Here is a 25944-nt window from a genome sequence, read left to right on the forward strand (position 1 = left end):
TACAAAAAATCAAAAACAGCTTTCTAAATACTATTTCTATACAATCTTTGTTTTCTAAAAGTTTTCCTGTTTATCATTTTCGTTCCAAGTTTCTACAATAATAATCCCGATTTTAAATACAACTTCTATCTGAAAAGCATTGATCACATTAATTTTTCGAATCAGTTTTCTGACCAACTGCTCATTATATTCGTTTAGGAAATAAGTTCTTTTGCCTATAATATCCTGAATTTCCATATATCTTATTTTATCTTGTCCTAGTTGTTCCTCTACAATATGTATTTCCATTTTTTCATAATCTTCTAAATTGTCAACAATCTTTCTATAAATAGATTCAAAGGCAGTCAGATTCGGATTTTCTTTCTGTACCTGCTTCGATATCACTTCTGTTTGTATCTCAAATATTCCCTTTGTTTCACTTACTCCTATCTGTATTTGAACTGCCATACGATTTATAGCTTTTAATATAATTCCATGAAGCAGTTCTTCTTCAAGAGTTGGGGAATAGTGACAGTATTTGATTCCATTTTGCAGCCTGTTCTCGCAACGCCAGACCGCTTTTTCTTTTCCATTCTTTTTTCTGATCTGTCTGCGATACTCGCTGCCACATTCCCCACAAATCAAGATTTTAGATAGTGCAAATTTTTCAGAATATTTTCCTTCTAATTCTTCCGTACTTCCTACCATACTTTTTTTCTTCAGGCATGACCTTCTTTTCATTTCCTGCTGTACCAGATAATATAATTCTTTAGAAATGATTGGCTCATGGATGTCCTGCACATAATACTGAGGTAATTCTCCTTTATTCTTTCGTCTATCTTTTAGCAAGTAATCTACCGTAAATGTTTTTTGTGCAACTGCATCACCAATATACTTCTCATTCGTTAGTATAACACGAATAGAGGAACCACTCCATTTAGTATTTCCACGTATAGTCTTTACCTTCATTTTGGTGAGCAAGTTGGCAATTTCATTTAGACTCTGTCCTTCCAAATATTTTTTATATATCATTCGAACAAATTCTGCTTCTTCTGGTATGATATGAAGATGCTTGTCTATCCCTTTTTCATACCCAAAGGTCCTTTTTATAAGAACCTCTCCATTCTCATATTTTCGTTTCAGCCACCACTTTACATTTTCGCTGATGTTTCGGCTTTCTTCCTGTGCCTGGCTACTAAGTATAGTAATTAGAAGTTCTCCCGTTGCTTCCAATGTGTTGATATGTTCTTTCTCGAAATAGATTGCGATGTTTCTTTCCTTCAGTCTTCGAATACAGGACAGACAGTCCACAGTATTCCTAGCAAATCGGCTGATGGATTTTGTCAGTATCAAATCAATATCTTTTTCTTTGTACAGGCATCTTTCCATCATTAGGTTGAAATTATCTCTTTTTTTCATGTCTGTTCCAGAAATACCATCATCCGCATATATTGTAACAAGATTCCATTCCGGAGTATCAGTAATCAGCTTTGTATAATAAGCAACATGTGACTCGTAGCTGTTTTCTTGTTCTTCCTGTGAAGTACTTACCCTGCAGTATGCTGCCACATTAAGAATTTCCTTTTCCTCTCTTTTCTTTCCCCTTCTGTTGATTGTTGAGGGTATCATTGTCACTTTTCTTTCACACACAGGCTTCACCTATCTCATTCTCTTGGCGCAGAGATGCCTCAACTGTAATTCCTGACTTAAAGACGACCTCAATTTTTGAAGCATTTACTACGTTGATATTCTGAATCAGCTGACGTACCAGTTTATCATCGTATTCTGTCAGTATACAGTTTGTTTTGTCCAGAAAATTCTCGATATCTTCCATCTTCCTGCCATTTTCGCCTCTGCTGGCTGCTTTGATCTGCTTCATTTCCAATACTTCTATCTGTGCTGTAATCGCCTGACAACGTTCCTCAAAGGCGGTTTCATCGCCGTTCTTCTGGGCTTGCTGCTGTATCAGTTCTGCCATGGCTTTCTGCAGTTTTTTCTTTTCTTTGGCATATTCGGAATCCTCTGTACCATGCGTCAGTGCTGTGACTACATTTTTTCTGAATATATGGACAAAGTCACCCTTGTTTTCCAGCACTTGATTGATGGCTTGTAACACAGCCCTATGTAATATGCTTTCTTCTATAGTCGGGGATTCCTTGCAGTATCTTGTCCCATTTCTCAGCCTGTTTTCACATCTCCATACTGCTTTCTTTTCTCCGTACTTAGACCAGATTTGTCTGCGGTACTCACAGCCGCACTCTTTGCAAATGGTAATCTTGGATAAGGCGTATTTTCCACTATGCTTTCCCTTTGATTCTGTTTCCTGTTTGCTTGATCTCTTATATATATTTGCTCGCTGGTGCATCTCTTCCTGAACTTTATAGAATACCTCTCTTGGAATAATTGCTTCATGAGCATTTTCCACATAATATTTTTGAAGTTCCCCTTGATTCTCTTTTCGTGCTTTGGTCAGATAATCTGTTGTAAATGTCTTTTGTGCCATGGCATCACCGATGTACTTTTCATTAATCAGGACAGTACGGATTGAATTCACATTCCATTGGGTATTACCTCTGATAGTTTTGATACCTTTTTCTTTCAGTAATCGGGCAATACTGTTTAAACTTTCTCCCTCCAGATACTTGCCATAAATCAAACGGACGGTTTCTGCTTCTTCTGGGATAATATACAGCTGTCCATCTGCGTCTTTGCCATATCCAAACATTCTTCTAACCAGCACCTCTCCCTTTTCATACTTTCGTTTTAAGCCCCATTTCACATTTTCACTGATATTTCTGCTTTCTTCCTGAGCTTGGCTGCTGAGTATGGTGATCAGCAGCTCTCCTGTGGATTCCAGTGTATTGATATGCTCTTTCTCAAAGTAGATAGCGATATTTCGTTCTTTCAGCTTTCTGATACAGGACAGGCAGTCAACTGTATTTCTGGCAAATCGACTGATGGATTTTGTCAGAATCAGGTCGATATCTCCGTTCTTTTGCAGGCATCTTTCCATCATGGCATTGAAGTTATCCCTTTTTTTCATATCTGTTCCAGAAATACCGTCATCGGCATAAATCCCTGCTAACTGCCAACTGGGGTTTTCTGTAATTAGCTTGGTGAAGTATGCCACCTGTGCTTCATAGCTGGTTTCTTGGTCTTCCTGTGCGGTGCTGACTCTGCAGTATGCGGCAACATGGATTCGTTTTACTTCCTGTTTCTTCGCTGTATGAATATTGATCTTTGGTGGAATGACTTGGACTTTTCGTTCATATGTAATACTCATAATAAGCACCCTTTCTTTATCATAGTGTTTCCGTCATCGTTGCTCCGTTTTTCAGTGTGAATACCACTCTGCCGTCTTTGTATATGGTAATGGCTTCAATGATGGCATCGAATAAATCTTTATCGAATGTTTTTTCTTCCGGCTGCTCTTTGTGCTGCTGAATCAAGTCTTCTATTTTCTGTGTGTAGTATGCTGCTCTACCATCATCTGCATCTTCGTACTGCAAGGATGCTATTTTGTATATCAGCTTCAGCAATTCATCTATGTTATGGTCGCTATCATTTTTCAGAAGCTCTATTTCATGCTCTGCTGCCTGTAAGCGGATATTTTTTTTGCTTCCGTACACAGTGATTTTCCGGATTTGTTCTGGATGTTTTCCCAAATTCCCTACTACCTGCATAAACAGTTCCTTGACCTGTTCTTCCTGTATACGCTGATTTCTACAAGCAACTTTGCCTTTTACCAGACGTTTGCTACAGTCCCATCTCCGCAACTCTCCATGCTTGTAGCAGTGATATGCACTGCCACATTCTCCGCATTTCATTTTATCTCCCAGCAGAAATTGCTCTTTATGGTAGATATAGGGCTGTTCCTTGCCTATGGCTTTGCGTCGTTCTTTTTTTCTTTGCTGTACGGTTTCAAACAATTCCTGATCAATGATCTGTGGAAAGTTTTCGTTTCCCAAATACCTTCTATCACTAAGCATATCACTGAGTCTAACTCGGTTGATTTCCAGTCCTTCAATATGGTCTTTTAATCTGGATACCTGAATGCCACTGTTGTATACCCTAAAAATTTCCTGTACCATTCTGCTCCGTTCTTCGTCTATTTGTAAGATGCCTTCTGCAAACTGATAGCCATAAACTGTTGCTTTTCTGCTCATGCTTTTTTCCTTCTTTCTGTCAGTTTTAATCCATTTTTCAGCTGGAAGATCAGTTCGTTTGGATTGACAATAATTTTTTTACGATTGCTTGGAATAATGTCTTGTCATATACCTCCAGATACTGTGGTCCTTTTTTGAGCCATTTGATCAGTTCTTTGGTCTGTTTCAGTTCTTTTCTCTGTCTTGATTTACGAAGACACTGTTCCTTTGCCCTTTGGCATTCCGTCAGCCTTTTCTCAATGACACTTTGCTGTTCCATATAAAAAGCAGAGTCGATCATCTCTCCACTTGCCAAGTGGTTGAGAATCTCCCTCTGCTTTTTTTGTTCCTGTATTTGTTTTTCTAATCGTTCCAGCTGTTCCTGGATCATAGGCGTTTCCTGTAACTGCTCCAGTTCGTTCACCAATGGTACCAGTATCTCATCACAGTGATTTGACAGCTTATTCCACATAGCTCTGAAGGCTTGCTCCAACTGACTTTCCTTGATAATATCATTTTCACACAAGTCTTTTGTTTGTATGCGTCTGGCACAGCTCCAAGTGATATTGCTTTTGCCTGTTCTGTCTTTTTTCGCCTGACGATTGTATGAAGAACCGCAGATACCACAGATGACTTTTCCTTTAAATTCCGATATCTCTTCTGGATGTTCTTCTTGATTTTCCCTTGTTCTGTTGGATTTTTGTTTCAGCATTCTCTGAACAGCTTCGTATTCTTCATGTGTTATGATTGGTTCGTGGTCATTTTCAATCAGTACCTGACGATACTCCCCATGGTTTTTTCTTCTGACGAATGGTACCGTATCTTCGCTGTATGTCTTTTGAAGAAGCAAGTCCCCTGTGTAGATACTGTTTTTCAGAATGGTATAAACTGTAACTGGTATCCAATTTTTCTTGCCTGTTCTGGTAGGGATTTTCTGGGCATTCAGGCTTTTGGCAATGAGCCATACCCCTTTTCCATCCAAATATTCATCAAATATATATCTCACAACAACTGCTCGTTTTTGATCCATCTCCAATAATCCGTTTTCATTGGTATAGTAGCCATATGCTGGATTTGGCAGTATGTAGGTACCATTCAGAAACCGTTTTTGTATGCTCCATTTTTGGTTTGAGGAAATGCTTTCTGATTCCGCCTGTGCTACAGATGAATAGATGGAAAGCAACAATTCACTCTTTTCCGAGAGTGTATGGATTCTTTCTTTTTCAAAGTATACATCAATGTGCATTTCTTTCAGCTTTCTCACTACTTGTATGCATTCCACTGTGTTTCTGGCGAATCTGGAGATAGATTTCGTACAGATGATGTCAATCTCTCCTGCTTCACAATCTTCCAGCATACGCGTAAAATCCGTTCTGCCTTTTTCCTTGGTTCCGCTTTTACCATAGTCCGCATAAATGCCTGCGAAATTCCAGCCGGCTTTGCTTCGGAACATGTTTTCGTAATACTCCAGCTGGGATTCATAAGAGCCTTTCTGGTGTGGAATATTGGTGCTGACTCTGCAGTAGGCACAGACATTTTTCGCTTTTTGCTGCTTTATTTCCGCATCTGCAGTATCTATCCGTTTTACTTCCATGGTATCCCTCCTTTTCCCACTTTTTTTCAAGCAAAGGATACCTGTTTTTCAGTGACACATCTACTATTTTTTCATAAAGTTTGGCTTCTGCTGGCTGGAATGTTTGCAGATTCAAACTGTTCATCTGATTGTATTCTTCTTCGGTAATCAGATTTCGAAACAACATTCTCGTCAATAACTCCTTAGAAAGTTGGTATCTGATTTCATTTTGCATCTGATCTTTTAACATATAATTTCCCCCCTTAACGACTATTTTCCTATTTATGACCTTTCATCAAAGAGCCACTCTTTCTCTGATGAAAAGTCATAAACAAGTGCCGCTTAATCGCGGCACACTGTTCTGACTTAAATTTGCCGTATTTGACACTACTTCCCCGGCATCGGGCAGCAATATAAACTGTGCCTGGCTGCACACATAGGTTTTTCACCTCCCCCGTCATGCGGGCTGCCGTCCTTGCGATGTCTGGGACTCGGCAGAAGTATCATTGTAGCTCTGTTCCGGTCATGGCATTTGATCCTGCCAAAAGATCAATCCCATACAGCAAAGTCGCTCGGATTATGTATTACAGACCAACGAACCTCTCTCAAGAATATGTTTATTTCATGTTCTGTTGTAACGAATCGTCATGGCGCACTGCATGGTACTGCTTGTCCCTTTCGGGCGAAACAGAGTAACGTATTTATGTTGCTGGATATTTGGTTTTCAAAGAACACAGAAAGGTGAAAATAAAAAACCCTTCATATATCAGGTCACTACGAAGGGTTTTTATAACCAAAATCGCAAAACTTTTTTCTTTTTGCCCTATTGCACAATTTTGCATTCTGGATTTATTTATTTTTTATGTATTATTTGAACAAAATTTATCTCCCTATTTTCAAAATCACTTGCATGGTCTTATAATACGAAAGACCTGAGAATCTCCATTACTTTCTGTATTTTTTTTGCTTACTGCGGCTTGGGAAATACCTAATACAGACGCTATTTCACTTTCTGAATACTCGTGGAGATATTTCAGCAATATAATATTGTCTTTATCTATCTCTTTCAAAATCTCTTTTATCTTATGCATTGTAACTTTATGTATCGCTTCTTCCTCTGTATTGGAACGTGGATCGGGAACAAAATCATAAACATCATCTTTTTCTTCGTTCATTGCGTCAAAACTTATAATATTGTTCCTTCTTCTTTTTCTTTCTTGATTTTTTTCATATAAGTAATCTTTATATATTTCCAGATATACCTCCTGATTTACTTCCACCTGCCTGTTTCCAACTTGAACAAAGTATTGCTTTTCAGATTTTTTACACATAGTCATTCCTCCGATTCAAATTTGTTTTTTAGCGGCAAATTTAAATCAGAGGTTGGGGGTGAACGGCACCTGTTTACATAACAAAAAAAGCAAACCTCAAACTGAGATTTGCTTTTTTGTTTAACTATTTGGTATGTAATCTTTAAAAGAAAAAATAATGTTTGTTGTATATAATACTCTATGCAAAGACATTCGTGAATTTTATTAACACAAATTAAAGAATATTGGCTAAAGTTAGAATGCTCGATAAATTTACAATAGTTGTCTTTTAAAGTTCTTTCATATCATTACACTCCTTATTATTTTATGTATTATTCTATAAAGGCTGATAAATTTACTATTTAAAGTCAGGTATATTATAATTAAAACCTATTGTATGTTTTTTAATAAAAACGAGCGTCAGTAAATTATCCTCACGCTCATTTTTTATGTTTTACTCTATCGTTTTTTAATTGATACCTTTCATTAAATCCAATTACCTATCACTTTTTCACATGTCGCTTTTTTATAAAGTTGGGCGCCATTAGGTCTTTCATTTCTTATATGTAGTTCATCACTTCTCTCCGACAGAATTTGAATCAGCATTATAATAGTGTCCAATTTTGACTTTCTTTCTGCTTATTTACCATATGGGCATAAATACCGTTTTCTTTCATTAACATATCAGGTGGTCCTTCTTCAGCTACCTTTCCTCCCGACAAAACTACAATTTTATCAGCACTTGCCACTGTACGCATTCTATGTGCAATCACTAAAACAGTCTTATTTTCAATCAGTCTCGATAGCGCTGTTTGAATCAAGGTTTCATTTTCTACATCCAAAGATGCTGTAGCTTCATCCAGCAAAATAATTGGTGCATTTTTCAAAAAAGCTCGCGCTATGGAAATTCGTTGGCGTTCACCGCCAGAAAGTTCACATCCATTTTCTCCAATATAGGTATTCCATTTATCAGGCAATCTTTCAACGAACTCATCAACATTTGCAAGATGTGCAGCAACCAGAACTTCCGCGTCTGTGGCATTCTGATTGCCTATACGTATATTTTCCATAATCGTATTATTAAACAATGTTACTTCCTGAAATACAATTGAGTATAAAGAAAATAATGCTTCTGGATCGACTTTTGAAATATCCATGCCTCCAACTGTAATCTTACCAGAGGTAACATCCCAAAAACGAGCTGCCAAACGAGATACTGTCGTTTTTCCTCCTCCAGAGGGTCCTACCAGTGCAGTTACTTCTCCTTGCTTTGCCGTAAAAGTAACATCCCTCAGGACAGTTTCCCCTGAATTATACGAAAATTGGACATGTTCAAAGGAAATATCATATCCTTTATTGGAAAGTAATGTCTCGCCCTGCTGCATTGGATGATCCAAAATTTCATTCATGCGTGCAATATTTGTACGGGTAGAAATAACAGCTGCCAAATTCTGCAATGCACCTTGTAATGGATCATACATTCTGGAAATAACCAACAGAAATAAAAAGAATGTTAATACATCCAAACTGCCTTCCACTAACAATATAGATCCAACAAGAGCTACGGTAACAATTCCAAGTTTTAAAATGAGAGAGGCTGATACCACAAATGCAGCTAACCCAAATTCGTTTAAAATAGAGCGATGTTCCACATAGCGTATTTTCTTTTCAAGACCTTTCAAATATTCTTCCTCTGCATTATTAGCTTTCAGGTCCTGAACTGTTTCGATGCATTCTTGAATTCCATCTGCACAGGACATTTTTGCATCCATAGACTTTTGATTAAATCCTTCTTGAATTTTAGCAGAAAACCCTACAATGGCAAATGCCACTGGTGCTACCCAAAGTGCAGCCAAAGCCATTCGCCAATCGTAGAAGAATAAGCTTATCAAAATCAATACTGTAGAAATAATTGATCCAACCAATTCTGGAATAAAGTGCGAAAAACTCTGTTCCAAAAAAGTGCAGTCTGCCATAATTGTACTAGTAAGATCCGCCAAATCTTTTTTTCCAAAAAAGGACATTGGTATCTTTCGTAATTTTTCTGCCAAGGTAACCCTGCGTATACCACTTTCAATATAAGTCGCAAAGTATGTTGCATTGTATTGGAAGTATGTTGTTACCAAAATAATTCCTATGCATAGTACACAACCAATGATGTAAAAAGAAATCCTATTTTCAGGTACACCTCCATTGATCAAATCACTTATAAGGCTATAAAGCAATCCAACGGGAAACATGAAAGAAATATTTTGCATAACACATGCAATGCATCCTTTTATCAGATCTTTTGCCCCCGTTTCAGAAAGAGCATATTTTTTCTGCAAATATTTAATCACGATTTCAATACCTCCTTTTGTACCTTCCATTGAACAGAAGACTGATATTCTTCCAACATTTTGGCAAAGAGACCATCCTTATTTTGCAATTCATAGCTAGAGCCACTTTCAACAATTTGCCCATCTTTTATCACATAAATCTGATCTACTCCAACTACAGAAGATAATCTATGCGCAATCATAAGAACCGTTTTCCCTTGCGTGAGTTTAGAAAGCGCTGCCTGCACACGAAACTCATTATCAGGATCTGTAAATGCTGTGGCTTCATCTAAAATAACAATTGGCGTATTTTTTAGCATAACACGAGCAATTGCAATTCGTTGTTGTTCTCCACCAGAAAGATAAATTCCTTTTGTGCCAATTATGGTATCTACACTATTAGGCAATTTTTCCAGAATATCTTGGCATTGTGCATTTTTCAGTGCTGTCATAACTTCCTGTCGTGTCGCATTTGGTTTGCCTAAACGAACATTTTCTAAAATAGAAGCTTTTATCAAATGATTGTTTTGAAATACAAAAGAAATCGTATTCATTAACTCTTCTTTGGAAATATCTCGGATATCCACACCACCAATTTTTACACTTCCGCAATCAGGGTCAAAGAAACGAGAAATAATATTCGCAAGTGTAGTCTTACCACCACCAGAAGGTCCTACAAAAGCAACTTTTTGTCCAGATGGAATGCAAAGCGTAATCCCTTTCAAAGCCTCTTGTTTTCCATCATAACTGAAGTGCACATTTTCCAGTGATACAGATCCATCTTCTGGATGTAGCGGATGGTTTGTTTCCTCCAGAGGTTTTAAAGTCATAATGCTGTCAATTCTTTGTAAAGCATCATCCACAATCATGGCGTTTTCACTTTGGAACATAATGCGTGTTAAAGTTACAGATATAACGGGGGTAATAATAATATAAAAGATTAAATTCAGAAGAAATTCCATAGAAGTATGCTCCTGCGTAAATAATAATGCACCAGCAATCAGGAAAACAAATACCCCATTAACAGCTGCTGTATAAAGCATCATTGGCATACGAAGCTGCTTTGTATAAGCAATAACCCATACTTTATAGCGATCAATGGAGTCCTTGAACTTTCGAAATGAATAAATAGTTTGACCAAAAGTCTTAACAACCGGAATTCCTCGAACATACTCAACTGCTTCATTGGACATATCATCCAGTGCATTTTGATATTCTTTCATTTTTTGCTGCATTTCTTTGCCTGTCATAGTCATCATAATGGAGAATCCAAGAACTACTGGTAAAAGACTTAAAAGACCAAGCCTCCAATCAAATATCATAAGCAAAAAAAGCAATCCGCAAGGTGTAGCAATCGCATTTGCTCGATCTGGAAGCTGGTGTGCAAGATAAGTTTCTGTTGCAGCGCTGGATTCGTTCACAATCTTTCGAAGTTTCCCACTTCCAACCCTCTCCACAGCTCCCAATGGAAGTTTTACGATATGTTTCATTGTCTGCAAACGCAGATTTGTTGCTATGCGAAAAGCACCCAAATGAGAGCACATAAGACCGGAAATATATATTAGCATCGATATAACCGCAAACAATACCGCCATCCACCCATTATGTGTAACATCCTTAGCGGCACTAAAATTGGGTGCAATCTGCAATATTTCCTTCATCATTGCCCATATAAAATAATATGGAACCAATGCGAGCAAGGCACTAATGGCAGATAGTATCCATGAAGCATAGGTCAAATATTTGTATTTTCCTGCAATTTCAAGCAGACGTGACAAGTTAGATTGTTTTTTCAAGTAAACTCCTCCTTTACATTTTATGCTTTAAGTTAGCATTAACTAACTTATGTGTATAAATTATAGGGCTCTACTGCCCCATAATTTTCATCCAACCAGCTGTATAAAACGCTCTCATCTGTTCAACATAATTTTCTGCATTGACAAGGGGCATTTCATGAATAATCAATTCAAAAAACGTATGAAACATCCCCGTAATCAAAATATGTTCTAAGGTTGGATCTATTGGCGGAGAAGGATGACCTAATTTTGCTAAGACGTTTTTATACGCCTGCGTGCCATTCATCTCAATCTCAACCATCTCATCAATGAAATTAGCAAATCGTGTGCCTTCTGAACAGCAGAGAAGCAATTTACATTCTTCCAGATTCTGATAGGCATAATGTAGCATATCAAACATACACATCCCGGAAATATCGCTCATAACTTTCGGTTGCTGTTCATACGGAAGATTTGCAAATTCCTTCTGGGCTTCTTTAAAACGATTAATCAAATAATCATAGTGTTTACCCACAAGAGCTTCAAAGAGTTCCTCTTTGCTTTTATAATACCCATAAAAAGCACCCGTTGTCAGCCCTACAGATTTAAGAATATTTCGTAAGGATGCAGAACGATAACCTTTCTGCGAAAATTCCTTTTTAGCCTCAAGATGAATACATTCTAACGTTGTTAAGCTTTGCTCTGCCATACTGACCTCCATATAACATTGTTATATAACACAGTTATATTATAAAATTAGTCATTTTATTTGTCAAGTGTACATTATTTGAAATACGTAAACGTTTTAAACTAATTAATATGGTACAGGTACTACATCTTACTTAAATTTACTTTAAAATACCCATTTAAAATAAAAAGATCTGATAATATGTGTAAACAGATTAACAGCTCTCTAGTATCTATTGGAATATCTTGGACATCTTTGCCTATCAGAGTTTCATATTCTTCCTAAAATTTATGAATATCGTTTTGCTTTTTTGATATTTGTACATAATATATAAGTTTCTTCTCTTTTTCGCAAAAATAAAAGGTCCTCCTATAAATTAAATTTTATCATAGGAAAACCTTTCACCATATATTTACAAAAAAAGCTTCACATACCAATGAACTAAACAGTTTCACGCATTGATACTTGAAATAATAAGTAATATCATCATTTTTTGTTTTTATTAATATTGATTTTTAAATAATGAATATTGAAGTATTTTCAGATACTTCCTAACATTTTTATTACCTTTTTTCTAATTACAATCAATCTAATAAATATTTATTCATATTATCACCAATAAAAAGTGGAATATTATCCCAATAAATTTTACTAGAAACTGCAACGTGCGGAAAAGAAATAAACTTAATGTTATTTAGTTTTTCTTTAGGTATAAGTTGTTTGATAAGTGGATCAGCAATTATAATATCATATTCTTCATTACTAAGAAGATTTATAATATCATTTTCATTAGAAATATCTAAATCATAATCAATGGATATGCTGGTATCTTTACCAAAAATACATCCAACCTGTACATTATCATGTGGATGAATTTTATTATATGCTCCACGCCATGAATTGCCTTGAATTTGTTCACCTATAAAAATAATATTTTTTCCAACTACATCTTTAGTCTGTATTTTATAATCATCTTTTCCAAAAACAAAACTTTTATTATTTTCAATAGCATTATCAACAGCTTTTTTGAAAACTTCTGCACCAACATCTCCCATTGGAATACCGGCAACATAAGGTATTTTGTATTTTGTTTCCATAATCTTTGCCAGAGCCATACCACCTTGAGAAACCACAATATTAACTTTGGCTTTTGCTGCATTTGCAATATCATCAAGTTTAACACCCATACTAAAGCATGCAACTATGTTATATCCCCAATGCTTCAGCATTTCTTTTAAGTCATTGGCATTTTCATTTAATCCAAAATCAATAGGTGTCATTCCTAATATATTAACACCATTTTGCACTTTTATATTTGTATCTTTAACAAAAATTTCTGCAAGTGCTTTTTCAGCCATAGAGATACCTTTATTGTACAGATTAAAACCATTTGTATCCAAACCTATACAAGGTATATTTATCTGACTTTCCAGTTCTGTAGCTATTCCATTCATATCACTTCCAATCAACATAGGTACAGGGCTACCTAAAACGGCAGCAAATTTAGTTTCAGGTGTGCAAGCATTTTTAATTTTTTCAATCAAATCATTATCTAATCCTAAAACTGCGTCCATTTCTCTCAGCTTAGAGCAAAAAATAGCGCTTTTTGACCCATACCATCTTGGTTCATCATAACCTGTGTAATTTCCTGTACAACCGCCAGCATCATGTATTACGACAATACCCCTTAACTCAAACAGAGTTGAACATACACCTGAGTAATCTGGTGCAAAAGGAGGAAGATACATTCTTAAATATTTCAATGAACTACACCACCAATCCATAGCTTTCAATCAACTCTTTAAGTCCAACAGGATTTTCATAGCAATTTCTTATCGTTTTCATAAGTTTTATAACCCCATAATATCCAAACATGCCTTCATCATTAAATAAATCCAAAACATATTTACTTTGGGTAATATATGCTGCTTCAAAACCTATAGATAACGCATTCTCTATCTCGTCACTACGTAACATAGTTTTTGGATTTTGCGGTGTCATAATTTTTATATTAGGACAATTATTAATAATATTGTTCCAAGCTTCAGTTTCTGCCTGAGATGGTTTTTCAGAGAAAATTCCTTTTATATTAAATTTATTTTTATATAAAAACCAAGCCAACTGATAAGGACGCATAACAGCTGATAAATCTATATAAATAGGCAAATCACCAATTAATTGCTTTGTTTTTTCAATCTCCTGCTGTGCCTGTAACCTCATATCTGACAATATTGCATTAATCTCAAGTCTATTTTTTTCACTAATCTTTTCTGAAAAAAGCTCTATCATTCTTCTATATTGTTTATCAATAATGTCTAAATCAAAACTTACACACATATCCTCATAAACAATACCTAAATCTTTTTCCATCATATTTACAGCAGCCAAACCATTTGGTTCTATTAAAAAGTTATATCTTGAATATGCCATATCCTGAAAATCATTGTAATTATTACATTTCATAATGTGATTTACGTTGTTTATACCCATATATTTAAGTACAGTATAAATTTCACATTCTTCATCTATCGGCAGAAGATTACCTATGCAATTAATAGAATCATTACTAAAGTTTTTCTTTTTAAGCAACCTATAAATCTGATGTTGAATATTTTGTGCCGGTGGCAATTTACTATCATCTCTTATTGGGTTCATATGACAAAATACAAAATCTATATATGAAAATCTTTCCTTTAATTTTAAGGTCAATGCCTCCAAATCAGTTCCCATTAAATCATCTATACATGTTACAAATAAAAGCATAGCCTTTGGTTTTTTTTCTAATCTTTTTAAAACTACATCTACTACTTCAAAAATTTGTTGTTCATATCCGCCGGAAACCACATCTTTTTCATCTAAAAAATAATATGCTAATCTATTTCTGAATTTATGTAAAACTGCACTTACAGCACCATGACGCCCGCAAGCTGGTGGTGAAAAGAATATTTGAAAACTTTCAGGAACAGACATCCCTACTCTTACCATACCCCAACCACCATGTGCTGGAGATGAATAACTTAATGTTTTGTTAAAACAATCACAATTTTTGCTCATGACATACCTCCAGAACTTTCTTTGCTAAATTTATATAACTTTGAGCCATTTGCGAATCTGGAAAAGCTTCTATTACAGTTTTAGTAAGCGCTTCTGCCTTTTGAACAGTATCATCTCTAGGGATTTGTGCAACAATATTACTTTCAATTTCATTGGCAACTTTTTCAGTAAGTTCGTATTCATTTTCAACATTTCTTTCATTTAAAATTATGCCACCAAGCTTAGCATAATTTCTTGTACCAAAATTTTTAATAGCATAAGCAATATTACTTGCAGCATAAAGAGCCATCGACTCGCCTGATGTAACTATAAATACATAGTCGGCATATCCTCCACGAATAGGCATTGCAAAACCACCACAGACAACATCACCAAGTACATCATAAAGCACAATATCTGGTTTATAGGTCTCATAAACCCCAAGCTCTTCCATTTTTTCAAAAGCTGTTATAATACCTCTACCTGCACAGCCTATTCCTGGAGTTGGTCCTCCTGCTTCAACACAAAAAGTATTACCATATCCAGAAAAAACAATATCATCTTTAGATATATCGTTTGATTTACTTCTCAGCTGATCAAGTACTGAAGGTATCTTATATCCTGCTAAATTTTTTGTAGAATCTGCTTTAGGATCACATCCAACTTGAAGCACGCGATATCCCATTAAGCTAAAAGCTGCTGAAAGATTTGAAGTCGTAGTTGACTTACCTATTCCGCCTTTACCATAAATCGCAATTTTTATCACATTCATTTCTCCTTTTTCATACTTTATTACACAATTAATTTTTGCTGTGCAGCATTAATATCCATAGGAATAATTCCATAATATTTTTTAAGGTCTTCTTGAACATGAACAACTTTTGCAGATATATCAAAAAACTCCTTGATATTCTCCTGTGTGATTATTTCTTGTGTATTTCCAAATAAATATCCACCTGCTTTAAGCATTAATGTTTTATCACTGCATCTTAATGCATTTGCCGGAAAATGCGTATTAATAATAACTGCCAAATTTTGTTTATGTGATAGTTTGTCTAAAATATCTAAAACCTTTAATTGATTTTTCATATCAAGGTTTGATTCAGGTTCATCCAATATAAGAACCTTAGGCTCTTTAGCCAACGCTCTTGCAATTAATACCATTTGAAGTTGACCTCCAGACAATTTATTGCAAGAGCGTTCCATTAAGTCTTCCATTCCCATATCCACAAGAATATTTTGAGCAATTTCAAAGTCCTTTTTATTAGGTACATGTCCAAAAGAAACGTATTGAGATCGTCCCATAACAACCATGTTTAAAACACTATATCCAAAAATTAGTTGTTTTGCCTGTGGAACATAACTTACAAGTTTCCAAAAGTCAGTGGTACTCATTTTTTTTGTATTTTTACCATCTATGGTTATATCGCCTTTTTCTACTTTTAAAAACCCAAGCATACATCTTAAAAATGTTGTCTTTCCTATTCCGTTTGCGCCTAAAATAGATAATGTTTCACCTTTTTGGACATCAAAAGATAAATTTTTAAAAAGAAAATTATCATTTTCATATGCAAAAGCTACATTTTCGACTTTAATCATCCCATACACCCCCAGTTTTATGCAAAAGTAAGGCAAATATAGGCGCACCTACTACTGCAGTTAAAATAGAAAGAGGTATTTCGGTAGCTGTAGCACTTCTTGCCAAAGTATCAATAACCAGTAAAAATATCCCTCCGCCTAAAAAATTGGCAGTTAACAAAACCCTATGGTCGTTTCCGCATAACATTCTCATTAAATGCGGCACAGCTAATCCTACAAATGCAATTACACCACAAAAAGAAACTGCCACAGAAGCAATTACTGTTGTTGTAATAATTATAAGAATCCTTGTTTGCCTAATGTTAATTCCCAAAGAAATCGCCTCATCTTCACTTAAAGAAATAACATTTAAACGCCATCTTAACATCCATAATATAGCTATAGAAACCACCACAAATGGTGCTGCTTTCAAAATATCAAACCATGAAGTGCCTGCCATACTGCCCATAAGCCAATATGTTATAGCCGGAAGTTTTTGTTCTGGATCTGCAACAAATTTTATAAGGGATGTTAATGCCTCAAATACTGCACCAACAATGACACCAGAAAGTACCAACATTAGTATACTACTTTGACCATTTTTCCTACTCATTCGATATGTTATAAACATTCCTAAAAAGCCCATAATTGTGGCTAATACTTGAATATATAAAAAGTTATTAAATATCAAGATTCCTAAAGCTGCACCAAAGCCTGCACTATAGGATACGCCTAATGTGTGAGCACTTACCAACGGATTCCCAAACATAGCCTGTAAACAGACGCCGGATACTGATAATCCGGCACCTATTAATACAGACATAATAATACGAGGTAAGCGAATATTCCAAACAACTGTATCCATCTGAGAATTTAACCCTTTTTGAAAAATTGCATTAGATATATCATTTAAATTCATAGTGTATCTTCCTGCACAAAGGGCTATAATCACAGTTGATATAAGCACCACAAAAAGTATCATACAAATTCTCATTTGTTTTTGAAACTTCATTTATACAAAACCCCTTTTAATTATTTTGAACCGCCAAAAGATGCTCCTTTCGCTGCCTCAGGATTTGCTTTAAGAATTCCCTCTGCTTGTTCTAATGTAAGGCTATATTGATAAAACTCGTCATAATATGAAATTATTTCCTGCGTCATATCATACGTAAATAAATCTGGATGAAGAGTCTGTGCCATCCATTTTGCCATCAAAGGTGCGTCACCTGAAGGTGGAAACCAGCGATATGTACCTAAAGGTTCTTTATAAACTTTTCCGTTTTTAACAGCAGCAACTTCACTCCAATCCTGACCTTCTATAGTATTATTTAATAAATCTTCAGGCATTGTTTCTGTAAATGTTGTAATAAGGATTATATCTGGATTCCACTCATAAATTTGCTCCATATTTACAATAGAATGTCCTTGTATTTCAGCAGCAGCATTTACTCCCCCAGCAGATTCAATCCAAAAGCCTCCATAAAATCCATTTCCGCTTACGCTTATTTCGTCTGCGCTATGGTTATATAAATAAAGAACTTTTGGCTTTTCTTCTTCTGGTATTGTTTTTACTACCTCAGCTATTTCATCTTGAACTTTTTTACCATAATCCAAAACTTTTGCGGCATTTCCATTGTCGCTGTCTGTACCAAACATAGTACCCATGATTTCAAGCCAACTTTCCATTGTTTTAAGAGCATCTCCTCCAGCCTGCGTTTTTACACCAACTGCAGTAATTCCAGCTTCTGTCATTACATCATATTGATTTGTATATTCAGCCCAATACATAACAACATCCGGGTCAAGTTTCATCATTTCTTCTATGTTTATATCAAGACCATCTATAAAGTTGCTAGGTACATTCACTAAATCAGGATACATAGACTTCATTACAGAATTTTCTATGGCACTTGCTGAACCAGGATGCATTCCTACTAAGTTTTCAATAGGCGCTCCCGTAATTGCATAAATACTTGGTAAAGGTAATGCTGTTAAAATTACTCTAGATACATCTTTAGGTACTTTTGCAGTCATATTGTTTTGATCTACAACTTCTATATAATCATCTTTTTCTCCAGTTTCTTGAGATGACTGCGAAGTTGTTTCTAGACTTTCAGTTTCTGATGTATCTGATATACTACACCCTGCACAACTTAATCCTAATGTACAAATAGTAAGTAACATTAATATTTTTTTCTTCATAGAACACTCTCCTATCTTAAAATAATAATTATTATTTCACAGCTAACAAATAAAAAATATACAGTCACTTCTAATCTCCAAAAAGCACCTTTCCTCGTTTAAGGATTTGAAGTGAGTATCCCTTCTATTTGCTACTGCGTTAATTTATAGCCATAAAAGTTTTCATAATAAAGTTTAATTTCATCTGACATACTATATGTAAACCAATCTGGATGAAGTATTTGAGCTATTCACTTCGCCATCAAAGTAGTGTCACTTGAATGTGGAAACCAATGGAAAACACATAAACTTTTTTCCGTTTTTAACAGCTTCAAATTGACTCCAATCCTTACCTTCTATATAATTATTTAAAATATCTTCTGCTGTTGTTTCTGTCATAGCAGTAATTAATATGACATTCGGATTCCATTTATATATTTGTTCTATGTTCACAACAAATTGACCAATTATTTCATATGCAACATTAATTCCTCCAGAAGATTCAATCCAAAAACCACCATAAAAGTCTTGACCACTTGCCCTAATTTCATCTTCACTGTGACCATACAAATAAAGCACATTTGGTTTATCCTCTTGGATAATTTTATTTACAACCTCAACGATTTCTTCTTGTACCTGAACACCATATTCCAAAGCTTTTGCAGCATTTCCATTTTCTGTATCCGTCCCAAAGGTCTTGCCAATTACCTTAAGCTAACTTTCTATAGTTTTAAGAGCATTACCTTTTGCCTGTGTTGTAACTCCAACTGCAGTAATTCCAGCTTCAGTCATAACATCATATTGATTTTTATAGTCTGCCAAATATATTACAACATCTGGATCAAGCTTGAGTATTACTTCAATATTTATGTCCATTTTGTCCACAAAATCAGTAGGTACATTTATCAACTCAGGATACATTGATTTCATTACAGAATTTTCAATAGCAGTTACAGAACCAAGATACATTCCTACTAAAATTGCAATGGAGCTCCTGTAATAGCATAGATACTAGGCAAAGGAATAGCTGTCAAAATAACACCATAAATATCTTTAGGTACTTTTACCATCATATTATTTTGGTCTGCACTTTCTATAAACTCTTGTTGTGTTTCAGCAAAATTTATATTTTCCTCTACTAAATTATCTCGACTAAATCCTCCTAACATAATTCCCAATACGCAAATAAGTAAACTTATCCCAAATTTCTCTTCTCAGTTATTGAACACTTCTTTTAGTTAGTATATACTAACCAAATGGTATTTCGGTTGAATTTTAGAAACTTTAAATATATAATTGACAGTTAGTTATAACTAACACAAAAAAAGTTATCATATTATTGAAATTTTGTCAATATATTATGGTCTATTTTATATCAAAAAGAAGAAATAAAAAATTTATTGAATATTATAAACAACACTAAATTAAAGATAATAGACACAACATAATAACATAGACTCAATACTTCACAATAATAATGTATCTTTATATTTATTATTCAAAGAAAAATACTATTCAAAATAGGGTAGCTCAATTCTGTTTTATACAATTGTATAATTAATCACATGTGGTTAGATGTTTTTTATAAACTCAAACAGTTTCATGTTGTTATTACTAGCTACAATAAGTTATAGTCTTTATTTTTACTTCTATTCAATAGTCACAATTATAAATTTGTTAAAATAATAAATATATACAACTTTTCTGATATGTCATAGCAACTTAATATCTACATTTCCGATTTATATATTATTTATAACCTATCTTTCTTTTTCTGTATACTATGTCAACTATTAAAATGGATAGTTCACATTCTCGGCTCACGTTGAGCCATACCATAGTTCACGCAGAAGACATACCTCCCCCTTGGCGTTTTTTCATCGTTTTTTAAGGGGGTATTTTTTTGTCCTTTTTTCAAAGTTCATTTTATGAAATAGAGATTGCTGCTTTTGCCTCCATTATCACGAAACCGATTTTCTTTTTTGATGTATGCACTTCTTTCCAATTCCTGAATGGAACGCTTTACTGATGCCAAAGAAAGATGCAGATCTTTCGCTATGGTTTTCATGGAGGGATAGCAGCTTTTTGTTTCTTTTTCTGCACGTTCGCAAAGATATAAATAAACAGATACGGCTTTGCTGGAAAGCTCTGTGTCTTGATAGACCTTCATTTTGTCAATCATAACTTTTTTCCACTCCTTTCATGTTTTGGTATATGCTTCGCAACGGCTTATCTTGTGCCTGCATTGGGCGTTTAATGGGCTGTTGGAGAGGATTTTTAGGAAGCCCATATTTTTTTGCAATGGCTTCCTCGATGGTCTTTTTGTTGGCGTAATGCACCTTTCTCACCACTGCTTGACGCACTGGGTATGTTTCATTCAGTTCGATCCCCCACTCAAAAAACAGCTTTAGCTTTGTTTTCATTGGCTTTACGCCTGTTCTTGTGACGATGAACGTATCTTTTGGCATGATCTTAAGCTCATCTGGTGTCATCAATGGTCTCCCGATCATCTGCAATGACTTGGATTTATCTCTGCCTTGCGAGATACTGCCTGTCATAACTGTCCTATCCCCCAATGTTTTAGATAATACATTTGCTGCTTCGGAGTTTGGTGCAAAGCCGCCATATATGCAAACCTGGCAGTTATCAAGATGATGTCCGCACCTTCTTTACCATAGTTCTTTTCCAGCTGTGCCAATGACTGTATGATAGGCACAAAGCTGATTCGTCTGGAACGGCTGGCAGAAAACATCATTTCCGCAGACTGTATGGCTGGCAGTGTACCGAACTCATCAAGGAAGAACATGACTCTGTTTGGCAGCTTTCCTCCCATTTCATCAGCAATGGAAAGCATTTCTCGATAGAGTTGCTGTACAATCAAAGAAATGAGGAAATATTTGCTGTCATCTTCTTCCGGCATAATCAAAAACACTGCTGACTTATTTCTACAAAACTTTTCCGTATTGATTTTCGTTTCAAAGCAGAGCAGCTGTTCAATTTCAGAATCTAAAAAAGCATTCAGCCTTGACAATGCTGTTGAGAGTACAGACGCCATTGCCTGGTCTGAAGTGTTCAATGCGGCACCAGACAGCCATCTTGCTTTATGTTCTTCCGGAAGACGTTCCATCAACAGCTTGAATTGACTTTTGCCTTTCACTTCCGATGGTCCCAATAAATCTTGAATCAATTTAAACACACTGATGATGTGCCTTTCTTCGCCTTTTTCTTCTTCCTGTTCCTCTGGCTGAAATAAAATCATTGCCTCCACTTCTCGACTATTTACTTCCTGCGCTTTCGGCAAAAAATCTATGTTTTTGTCAATGCAGGCTTTTCTCATCTGGGCTATTTCTTTTTTACGTTCTTCCAATGCTTTCTGTTTTCTCTTTTCCTGTTCTAATGTAAGAGCGTAGGGCGAACAGAATTCCGCAATCACCAATATCACAGCAGTGATCAATCCTTCCGCCGAATCATAGAAGAAGGCGTTTTGTCCTGCGTTGGCAGAGTCAAAGCCACCGGAATTCATAACGGTTTTAGATATTATTTTTGCGTACTTCTCCGCTTTCGCCTTTGCCACAAGAGAGTCTGTCTGCAAATATTCATCCATGTAATGGTTCACCATATGAAGCATATTGAAACCATCGCTTTGGGTTGGATTTCTCAAATCCAGCACCGAAATATCATAGCCATAATATTTTTTTGCGATGGGAGCGTAGCTTCTCAGGAGGTCACCCTTCGTATCGGTCGTGACAAAACTCATGCCTGACGCACAGCAGTATTCCAGATTTGGATATAAAAACTTGGCTGTTTTACCCACACCAGCAGCACCAATCATCAGTGCATGAACATCTCCTTCCTCCACGATTGCTGTGACTGTTTTCTTTTTTCCGAATTTCATCATATTGCATCCAATGATGATGCCTTGCGGCAGGTCAAAAGAAGGCTTTTGCCTCCAGACCTGTGGTTCATATCTCACTCTTTGAAATGTCGCATCAATTTCCTTTGGTGTGGCAAAACTGGCAGAGCCATGCTGTCCATCACCTACGGTCTTGCTTTTGATGTTCAAAGACTTCCTGTCAATCAAAAGCATGCAAACCATAAAGGCACCGAAAATCAATAGCAGCGGCATCAACTTCCATAAATTCTCCATTCATTTAGCCTCCCATTTCTTCATGTCTTTTCTTTTATTCTCAAAATAACTTTTATATCCAAATATACAATTTTCAATATAAAAAACAGGCAATAGCATATTCTTCTGCTATTACCTGTTTAAAAATAAATAATGTTTTTAAATAATTGATCTACCCAATTCTTTTGCCTCTTTAAGCTGATTTTGTTTACTTAAAATATCTCCAACATTCATATTGCCTCCAGCATAAACTATCCCAAGATTTTTCCATCCTAAATGAGAGGTTAAACCTTCGTAAAATGCACAAACAGGTGCAAAGTTTTCTTCTGTGTTACCTTCAGCAGACATAAGTAAAACACAATCTTTTTTTGGATTTTCATAATTCGTATTTAATTCCGCTACTGCAAAAAGTCGATCAAAAGCACATTTTAACTGTCCTGATATTCCCCAATAATACATAGGAGAAGCTAACACCACAACATCCGCTTCTTCATATACTGAGTAAATTTGTTCTATATCATCTTTTTGTACACATGGACTTGATTTTTCCTTACCTCCTTTGCAACATCCTAAGCAACTATGAATATTCATTTTCTGCAAATCAAAACATACAACTTCATGTCCTGACTCAGTAGCTCCAAGTGTAAAACTTTTTATCAACTCTTTTGTATTACCATTGGCGCGAGGACTTCCGTTTAAGATACATATTTTTTTGTGCATCAACAACACACCCCCTAAAATTTATGCTATAATTATAACAATACATATATACTATATGAAGTACGCACATTTTTGTTAGATACTATACTTTAGGATAGTGTAAGCATTGATAAAAAATTATATTGAAAACGCAAACTTTGAAGATACAGGATTTAGCTACACGCTGTCTTTAATCAGCGGGAAGTATAAAATGGTCATTCTTTATTGCTTAATGGAATTTCAAGTTGTTCGTTACAATGAATTAAAACGTTACATCAAATCAATTTCTCATAAAACACTTAGCAATGCTTTAAAAGAACTGGAAAAAGATCAGCTTATTATCCGCAAAGAATATCCACAAATTCCACCCAAGGTAGAATACAGTTTATCAGATAAAGGGCAATCCTTAATGCAGATATTAGATCAACTTTGTATTTGGGGAGAGAGTCATAAAAAATAAAAATATACTATTCCGTTTATAGGAACTCTATCTACAATTTTTATATTCTTCATTGATTCAGCCTCACATCTGCAACTCCATCTGCTCAACGGAATCTGACTTTGTTTTTTGTTCTTCCATTTTCTGTTTCGTAAAATTATTTTTTCTTTCCAGTTCCTGTAGATACTCTGTTTCCACATAGGTAATGGCTCTCATTGCCATATCTGCCATATTTTTTGCCCATACAAAAAGAGATGGCTGTTCTTGAACCTCAATGGTTTTCAAGTGTTCCATCTCTTCTTTCATTTCCTGTATGCGTCGATCCATTTTCGCTTTATCCAGATATGGTTTATATGCCTTTTCCAATTCCTGTATGGCGGTTTGGTACATAGTCAACTCTGGCAAGTTCTCATCTCGTTTCATTTCACACATCAAGCAGACGGACAAATCTGCCATACGAAGAATGCTGGCAAGGAGTGGTTTTGTGTCAGCTTCTCCTTTCTTTACCGATTTTTCTGCTTGCTTGAAATCTCTTTTAATCTGTTCCAGATAAAAAGAGGAACCTGATTTTTCATATTCCTGTTTACGCCATTTCATATATGGGCTTTCTGTGTCGGCATTTAGGATACCAAGTTTTCTGACCGCAACATGGTATGCTGTTTTCTTCGGATGTGACTGTGGAAGAATAGGCACCTTACCATGTTCCGCCTTCAGCTGCTCGTTCCAGTCTTTATAGAGAGGGCATTCCCTTTTGATTTTTTCTGCCACATAACCCTTTTCAATGAGGATATCCTTTAATTTATCACAAGCTTCAATGCCTGCCGCATCGTAATCCAGATAGAGAAAAATCTCATGGATATTTTTTTGTTCTTCCAAAAATTGCAGTAATGGCTTCGGTGAAAGTCCATCCAGTGCCAGAAAATTGTCCGTCTTCCAGTCACCATTTTTCAATGTAATAAATGACATCAAATCGATAGCAGCTTCAAACACATAGAGCTTGTTGCTATCCCCTCGCCAGCAGAAACCATACCTGCAGTCAGAGCCGGCAACGGTCATTCGGAATCCTTTTGCCTGCTCCGCTGTAGATTTTTTACAAGCTGACTTTGGCACACCGTCTTTATCTGTTCCAACAAAAACGATGTTGCCGTGTTCCTTTTCCTGATAAAGTGTTTTCTGCTCTACAAAACTTTTTACCACATCTTTATCCAGAAATCTTGTCTTTAAAAGATAGGCGAATACTCGTTTCATATTGCCGTCTTTTTCAGGAAGTTTGAACTCTGATTTTTTAGTACCATCTTCGCATTTGGCTGTATTACCATTGACTTCAGTTTCTTCACTCACTTTTGTCTTTTCCTGTTCGGTGTTTTTCTTCCTGCCAAGCTCTGGTTCTTCTCCGTTCAGAAGTTCTTTCATAGCAGTGCGAAAGTTCATGCCATAAAACTCCTGCATAAATTTCAGTGGATAGCCGCCTCGCATATTTTTATGGTCATACCAACGGTTTCTTCTGACGGAAATACTGTCATGCTCTCCTGTGGAGTCTTTGTAGATCAGCACTGACTCACTTCCCGTTTTTCTGAGGTGTTCTCCTTTTTGCTGAAGGAATTCCTCCAGATTGGTCTGGTTTGCCTTATCGATCTGTTCCTGGGTATAAAGTGCCATATGTTTCCTCCCTGTCCTTTGCCCTGTCCAGAGCGTTTTCCACATAGCTGTAATCAAAGCTATGTTCCTCATACGCTTCTTCCATCGCTTCCACTTCTTTTTCTTTTGGGAATGCAAATGGTGTTTCTCTGATCAGAAAAACCATCACATCCAAAACACCTTTTTCTGTTTTCAGGTTCCAGTTTGTCTTTTGATAGATTTCATTGGGGTAAATTGCTTCCATGTTCTGTAAATCAGATTCTTCCAACTTCCAAATGACTGCTGGCACGATTTCATCTCCAACCTCCAGTGTGGGCATGGCGGTTTCATAAAACCTGTGGAATTCCAATGAACAGTCTTTCAGACCGCATTGCATAAACAGTTTTGCTGATGGACAAATCTCCTGTAGCTTTTCTTCCTTCATATATCCATCGTAAGTCAATAAATAAACCATATTTCATC

At 35.8% G+C, this 25944-nt stretch carries 25 protein-coding genes; 1 reads left to right on the forward strand and 24 read right to left on the reverse strand.

Annotated features, from left to right (window positions below):
- Positions 1-54: 54 nt before the first annotated feature.
- The 22 genes from NE664_03090 to NE664_03195 all read right to left on the reverse strand — a co-directional run bounded on the left by NE664_03090 (position 55) and on the right by NE664_03195 (position 23426).
- Entirely contained in the window at positions 55-1629 is a 1575-nt protein-coding gene (locus NE664_03090; protein ID MCQ4725646.1) for a recombinase family protein, read from the reverse strand.
- The gene (locus NE664_03095) at positions 1622-3262 is read right to left on the reverse strand and encodes a recombinase family protein (GenBank protein MCQ4725647.1); all 1641 of its coding nucleotides are present in this window, start codon (positions 3260-3262) and stop codon (positions 1622-1624) included. The genes NE664_03090 and NE664_03095 overlap by 8 nt, the downstream gene beginning before the upstream one ends.
- A 19-nt stretch (positions 3263-3281) precedes the next feature.
- The gene (locus NE664_03100; GenBank protein ID MCQ4725648.1) at positions 3282-4145 is read right to left on the reverse strand and encodes a zinc ribbon domain-containing protein; all 864 of its coding nucleotides are present in this window, start codon (positions 4143-4145) and stop codon (positions 3282-3284) included.
- 49 nt (positions 4146-4194) lie between these two features.
- Positions 4195-5718, reverse strand: a complete 1524-nt coding sequence (locus NE664_03105) for a recombinase family protein (GenBank protein ID MCQ4725649.1) — start codon at positions 5716-5718, stop codon at positions 4195-4197.
- The gene (locus tag NE664_03110) at positions 5603-5947 is read right to left on the reverse strand and encodes a hypothetical protein (protein MCQ4725650.1); all 345 of its coding nucleotides are present in this window, start codon (positions 5945-5947) and stop codon (positions 5603-5605) included. Before NE664_03110 ends, NE664_03105 begins: the two co-directional genes overlap by 116 nt.
- A 652-nt stretch (positions 5948-6599) precedes the next feature.
- Positions 6600-7028, reverse strand: a complete 429-nt coding sequence (locus NE664_03115) for a sigma-70 family RNA polymerase sigma factor (GenBank protein MCQ4725651.1) — start codon at positions 7026-7028, stop codon at positions 6600-6602.
- Between the two features lie 584 nt (positions 7029-7612).
- On the reverse strand, positions 7613-9346 hold the full coding sequence (locus NE664_03120) for an ABC transporter ATP-binding protein/permease (GenBank protein MCQ4725652.1): 1734 nt from the start codon (positions 9344-9346) through the stop codon (positions 7613-7615).
- Positions 9343-11121 (reverse strand): ABC transporter ATP-binding protein/permease, encoded by a 1779-nt coding sequence (locus tag NE664_03125; GenBank protein ID MCQ4725653.1) that lies wholly within the window; start codon positions 11119-11121, stop codon positions 9343-9345. Before NE664_03125 ends, NE664_03120 begins: the two co-directional genes overlap by 4 nt.
- Positions 11122-11191: 70 nt before the next feature.
- On the reverse strand, positions 11192-11809 hold the full coding sequence (locus NE664_03130; protein ID MCQ4725654.1) for a TetR/AcrR family transcriptional regulator: 618 nt from the start codon (positions 11807-11809) through the stop codon (positions 11192-11194).
- Between the two features lie 563 nt (positions 11810-12372).
- Positions 12373-13551, reverse strand: a complete 1179-nt coding sequence (locus NE664_03135) for a nitrogenase component 1 (GenBank protein MCQ4725655.1) — start codon at positions 13549-13551, stop codon at positions 12373-12375.
- 4 nt (positions 13552-13555) lie between these two features.
- Positions 13556-14842 carry a nitrogenase component 1 gene (locus NE664_03140; GenBank protein ID MCQ4725656.1) on the reverse strand — a complete coding sequence of 429 codons (1287 nt, stop codon included), beginning with the start codon at positions 14840-14842 and terminating at the stop codon, positions 13556-13558.
- Positions 14826-15587, reverse strand: a complete 762-nt coding sequence (locus tag NE664_03145) for a nitrogenase iron protein NifH (protein ID MCQ4725657.1) — start codon at positions 15585-15587, stop codon at positions 14826-14828. Before NE664_03145 ends, NE664_03140 begins: the two co-directional genes overlap by 17 nt.
- 26 nt (positions 15588-15613) lie before the next feature.
- Positions 15614-16420 (reverse strand): ABC transporter ATP-binding protein, encoded by an 807-nt coding sequence (locus NE664_03150; GenBank protein ID MCQ4725658.1) that lies wholly within the window; start codon positions 16418-16420, stop codon positions 15614-15616.
- Entirely contained in the window at positions 16413-17411 is a 999-nt protein-coding gene (locus NE664_03155; GenBank protein ID MCQ4725659.1) for an iron ABC transporter permease, read from the reverse strand. Before NE664_03155 ends, NE664_03150 begins: the two co-directional genes overlap by 8 nt.
- A gap of 20 nt (positions 17412-17431) precedes the next feature.
- Positions 17432-18601: an ABC transporter substrate-binding protein gene (locus tag NE664_03160; GenBank protein MCQ4725660.1), complete on the reverse strand. Its 1170-nt coding sequence runs from the start codon at positions 18599-18601 to the stop codon at positions 17432-17434.
- A gap of 252 nt (positions 18602-18853) precedes the next feature.
- A complete protein-coding gene (locus NE664_03165; protein ID MCQ4725661.1) occupies positions 18854-19285 on the reverse strand; it encodes an ABC transporter substrate-binding protein in 432 nt (143 codons plus the stop codon).
- A gap of 9 nt (positions 19286-19294) precedes the next feature.
- On the reverse strand, positions 19295-19549 hold the full coding sequence (locus tag NE664_03170) for a hypothetical protein (protein MCQ4725662.1): 255 nt from the start codon (positions 19547-19549) through the stop codon (positions 19295-19297).
- A gap of 5 nt (positions 19550-19554) precedes the next feature.
- The gene (locus NE664_03175) at positions 19555-19749 is read right to left on the reverse strand and encodes a hypothetical protein (GenBank protein ID MCQ4725663.1); all 195 of its coding nucleotides are present in this window, start codon (positions 19747-19749) and stop codon (positions 19555-19557) included.
- A 752-nt stretch (positions 19750-20501) separates the two neighbouring features.
- The gene (locus tag NE664_03180) at positions 20502-20762 is read right to left on the reverse strand and encodes a helix-turn-helix domain-containing protein (GenBank protein ID MCQ4725664.1); all 261 of its coding nucleotides are present in this window, start codon (positions 20760-20762) and stop codon (positions 20502-20504) included.
- Positions 20755-21210: a type IV secretory system conjugative DNA transfer family protein gene (locus NE664_03185; GenBank protein ID MCQ4725665.1), complete on the reverse strand. Its 456-nt coding sequence runs from the start codon at positions 21208-21210 to the stop codon at positions 20755-20757. Before NE664_03185 ends, NE664_03180 begins: the two co-directional genes overlap by 8 nt.
- Positions 21135-22676: a type IV secretory system conjugative DNA transfer family protein gene (locus NE664_03190; GenBank protein ID MCQ4725666.1), complete on the reverse strand. Its 1542-nt coding sequence runs from the start codon at positions 22674-22676 to the stop codon at positions 21135-21137. Before NE664_03190 ends, NE664_03185 begins: the two co-directional genes overlap by 76 nt.
- A gap of 189 nt (positions 22677-22865) precedes the next feature.
- The gene (locus NE664_03195) at positions 22866-23426 is read right to left on the reverse strand and encodes a flavodoxin family protein (GenBank protein ID MCQ4725667.1); all 561 of its coding nucleotides are present in this window, start codon (positions 23424-23426) and stop codon (positions 22866-22868) included.
- 106 nt (positions 23427-23532) lie between these two features.
- Between NE664_03195 and NE664_03200 the strand changes: the two genes are divergently transcribed.
- On the forward strand, positions 23533-23865 hold the full coding sequence (locus tag NE664_03200) for a helix-turn-helix transcriptional regulator (protein MCQ4725668.1): 333 nt from the start codon (positions 23533-23535) through the stop codon (positions 23863-23865).
- A gap of 63 nt (positions 23866-23928) precedes the next feature.
- Here NE664_03200 and NE664_03205 read toward each other — a convergent pair whose 3' ends face one another.
- Both NE664_03205 and NE664_03210 read right to left on the reverse strand, forming a co-directional pair.
- Complete coding sequence (locus NE664_03205; GenBank protein MCQ4725669.1) at positions 23929-25503, reverse strand: DUF3991 and toprim domain-containing protein; 1575 nt, start codon at positions 25501-25503, stop codon at positions 23929-23931.
- The gene (locus NE664_03210) at positions 25472-25936 is read right to left on the reverse strand and encodes a hypothetical protein (GenBank protein MCQ4725670.1); all 465 of its coding nucleotides are present in this window, start codon (positions 25934-25936) and stop codon (positions 25472-25474) included. Before NE664_03210 ends, NE664_03205 begins: the two co-directional genes overlap by 32 nt.
- Positions 25937-25944: the final 8 nt, after the last annotated feature.

Source organism: Anaerotignum faecicola, assembly GCA_024460105.1.
Lineage (GTDB): Bacteria > Bacillota > Clostridia > Lachnospirales > Anaerotignaceae > JANFXS01.

What these genes read in the sequence shown, in the direction of transcription:
- NE664_03190 (MCQ4725666.1), bottom strand. Translation starts at nt 22,676, where the DNA reads ATGGTTTGCATGCTTTTGATTGACAGGAAGTCTTTGAACATCAAAAGC.
- NE664_03170 (MCQ4725662.1), bottom strand. Translation starts at nt 19,549, where the DNA reads ATGTATCTTGGTTCTGTAACTGCTATTGAAAATTCTGTAATGAAATCA.
- NE664_03195 (MCQ4725667.1), bottom strand. Translation starts at nt 23,426, where the DNA reads ATGCACAAAAAAATATGTATCTTAAACGGAAGTCCTCGCGCCAATGGT.
- NE664_03140 (MCQ4725656.1), bottom strand. Translation starts at nt 14,842, where the DNA reads ATGAGCAAAAATTGTGATTGTTTTAACAAAACATTAAGTTATTCATCT.
- NE664_03110 (MCQ4725650.1), bottom strand. Translation starts at nt 5,947, where the DNA reads ATGTTAAAAGATCAGATGCAAAATGAAATCAGATACCAACTTTCTAAG.
- NE664_03160 (MCQ4725660.1), bottom strand. Translation starts at nt 18,601, where the DNA reads ATGAAGAAAAAAATATTAATGTTACTTACTATTTGTACATTAGGATTA.
- NE664_03175 (MCQ4725663.1), bottom strand. Translation starts at nt 19,749, where the DNA reads ATGTTAGGAGGATTTAGTCGAGATAATTTAGTAGAGGAAAATATAAAT.
- NE664_03205 (MCQ4725669.1), bottom strand. Translation starts at nt 25,503, where the DNA reads ATGGCACTTTATACCCAGGAACAGATCGATAAGGCAAACCAGACCAAT.
- NE664_03095 (MCQ4725647.1), bottom strand. Translation starts at nt 3,262, where the DNA reads ATGAGTATTACATATGAACGAAAAGTCCAAGTCATTCCACCAAAGATC.
- NE664_03155 (MCQ4725659.1), bottom strand. Translation starts at nt 17,411, where the DNA reads ATGAAGTTTCAAAAACAAATGAGAATTTGTATGATACTTTTTGTGGTG.
- NE664_03180 (MCQ4725664.1), bottom strand. Translation starts at nt 20,762, where the DNA reads ATGATTGACAAAATGAAGGTCTATCAAGACACAGAGCTTTCCAGCAAA.
- NE664_03150 (MCQ4725658.1), bottom strand. Translation starts at nt 16,420, where the DNA reads ATGATTAAAGTCGAAAATGTAGCTTTTGCATATGAAAATGATAATTTT.
- NE664_03210 (MCQ4725670.1), bottom strand. Translation starts at nt 25,936, where the DNA reads ATGGTTTATTTATTGACTTACGATGGATATATGAAGGAAGAAAAGCTA.
- NE664_03105 (MCQ4725649.1), bottom strand. Translation starts at nt 5,718, where the DNA reads ATGGAAGTAAAACGGATAGATACTGCAGATGCGGAAATAAAGCAGCAA.
- NE664_03115 (MCQ4725651.1), bottom strand. Translation starts at nt 7,028, where the DNA reads ATGTGTAAAAAATCTGAAAAGCAATACTTTGTTCAAGTTGGAAACAGG.
- NE664_03100 (MCQ4725648.1), bottom strand. Translation starts at nt 4,145, where the DNA reads ATGAGCAGAAAAGCAACAGTTTATGGCTATCAGTTTGCAGAAGGCATC.
- NE664_03130 (MCQ4725654.1), bottom strand. Translation starts at nt 11,809, where the DNA reads ATGGCAGAGCAAAGCTTAACAACGTTAGAATGTATTCATCTTGAGGCT.